Origin of the sequence: Microcoleus sp. K4-B3 (assembly GCF_036704615.1) — a bacterium.
In the GTDB taxonomy this organism is placed as follows: domain Bacteria; phylum Cyanobacteriota; class Cyanobacteriia; order Cyanobacteriales; family Microcoleaceae; genus Microcoleus.
The window spans coordinates 1-2002 of sequence record NZ_JAUBSF010000205.1 but is presented as its reverse complement, the minus strand read 5'-3'; the positions used below and the strand labels follow the sequence as shown (position 1 = coordinate 2002).

Genomic DNA, 2002 nt, shown 5'->3' with positions numbered 1-2002 from the left:
TTATTCATCTTTTTATTCACGATCGAGTATTGCATATAATTGTATCATAGTCTTGATACTCATTTAGGATTGCTATACATGTGTTTGAATCGCCTGTTGCTGTTCTGGGGTCATGGTTCAATCGCCATTAATAAGACACTATTATTCTCGCCTATTTTGCTCAACAATGGCTCAAAGCCACTATTTTACTTTTCTTAAGTATTTATACTTATCGCAAAAGTGACACGCTCCCGGGAATATCAAATACAGATACTTTTCTGATGAGGTGACGACCATGACTAATATCTACCGCTCGCGTTTGACTTCTAGGGGGTTGACTTTCTGTAATTTATACGACCTATTTAGGGCTTGCTGAATAAGCGCCATCAGGTGGCGCTGCCTGAGTTTCGATGGCCAGAACGAGACTCAGGTGCAAGGAAAACAGATAAAATGGCACAGAACCCTTGCACCACCGTTGACACTCGTGTACCGAAAAGTTGACCCAGATGGCACCCTACCAGAAAGCTTTAATTTTCCTCATGGTGGAAAATTAGCCTCAGACAACCGTTGGGTAACGATGGCCCAACTTATTCCCTGGTCGGAATTTGAATCAGAATATGCTCTAAATTTTGCCTCATCTATAGGAGCACCCGCTAAATCTTTTCGGATGGCATTGGGGGCATTAATCATCAAAGAAAAATTAGGAACCAGCGAACGTGAAACCGTAGAACAAATACGGGAAAACCCATACCTACAATACTTTATTGGTCTCTCATCTTACAGCAATGAAATCCCGTTTGATGCCTCTCTATTGGTTCATTTTCGACAAAGAATAAGTATCAATCTGGTCAATAAAGTGAATCAAAAAATGGTGAAAAAGCTCCGAGAAGCCACCACCCCTCAATCTGAATCAAATAAAAAAGAACCAGAAGAACCGAGTGACAGTGTACTCCGAGGAAAATTACTGTTAGATGCGACCTGTGCCAGCGCCGATATTACCTATCCCACAGACATCAGCATTCTCGTTCGAGCCAGGATGCAAACAGAAAAGATTGTAGATATCCTATATAAATCGATTCAAGAACTCTGCAAAAAAAAAACCCGGACCTACCGGAACAAAGCACGTAAAGACTACCTATCCATTACCAAGCAGCGCCGACCGTCGCAGAGTAAAAAAAGAACGGCGATTAAAAAACAACTGCAATACATCAAAAGAAATCTCTCTCATATTGAAAGATTAATCGAGTTAGGAGCTAATTTAAAGAACTTTTGGAGTTTAGACTAAGCAGGTCAAAAAGTGCGCTCGCTGTTCAACTGGCGAACGTTTATCAAGAACGGCGACGGTCGCTGGCGACAAGCTATCAGGTTCAACCATAAGATAGATGGAGCGCGACCGTTGATGTTCTCTTTGACTGCCAACAAGAGAAAAAAAACTGTCTGCGATAGTTTCAACAGACAGCGTAAGGGTAGAAGATTGAGAATTCAGCAAAAAATCTCAAATCTACCTGCATGAAGTTAGAACAATTATACGAATTTCGTCAACTTGCTTATCAATGCCTCGGAAACGCCAAAGATGCCACCTTTGAACTAGCAGATGCGGTGATGACGACCCGCCACGTCTCATGTTTAGGAGATTTTGCTTTGAGTCCTTTATTTCGACGTGAGTGGTCAAGTGTCTACGAGGCGCTGCAAGATTGTAGACCAGACCGAGCAAAATTGATGCAACTATACATCCAACAGATGTCTCAAGTTGAACGTCCAGTATTGGCGATCGATCATACAGCATGGTTGAGACCTCATGCACCTACCCTCAAAGAGCGCACTTACGAACATCAACCCACCGCCTTACCTCATGGCATACCTGTTGGTATCGGTCAAGGTTATAGTACGATTGCCTGGATACCTTCAACCATCGGCAGTTGGGCACTGCCCTTAAGACACGAACGTATTACCAGTTGGGAAAATCCGATCGCTAAAGGCGCTGAACAATTGGCACAAGTGTGTCAATATCTTCAACGTCGAC

1 protein-coding gene and 1 pseudogene are annotated in these 2002 nt (G+C 42.9%); both read left to right on the top strand.

Annotated elements, in window-relative coordinates:
* Positions 1 to 463: 463 nt before the first annotated feature.
* Positions 464 to 1246 (top strand): annotated as a pseudogene (locus QUA78_RS32375) (transposase); the annotation flags it as partial.
* A 242-nt stretch (positions 1247 to 1488) separates the two neighbouring features.
* Positions 1489 to 2002, top strand: a 514-nt coding sequence (locus QUA78_RS32370) for a transposase (protein WP_333399254.1), incomplete at its 3' end; no start/stop codon positions are given.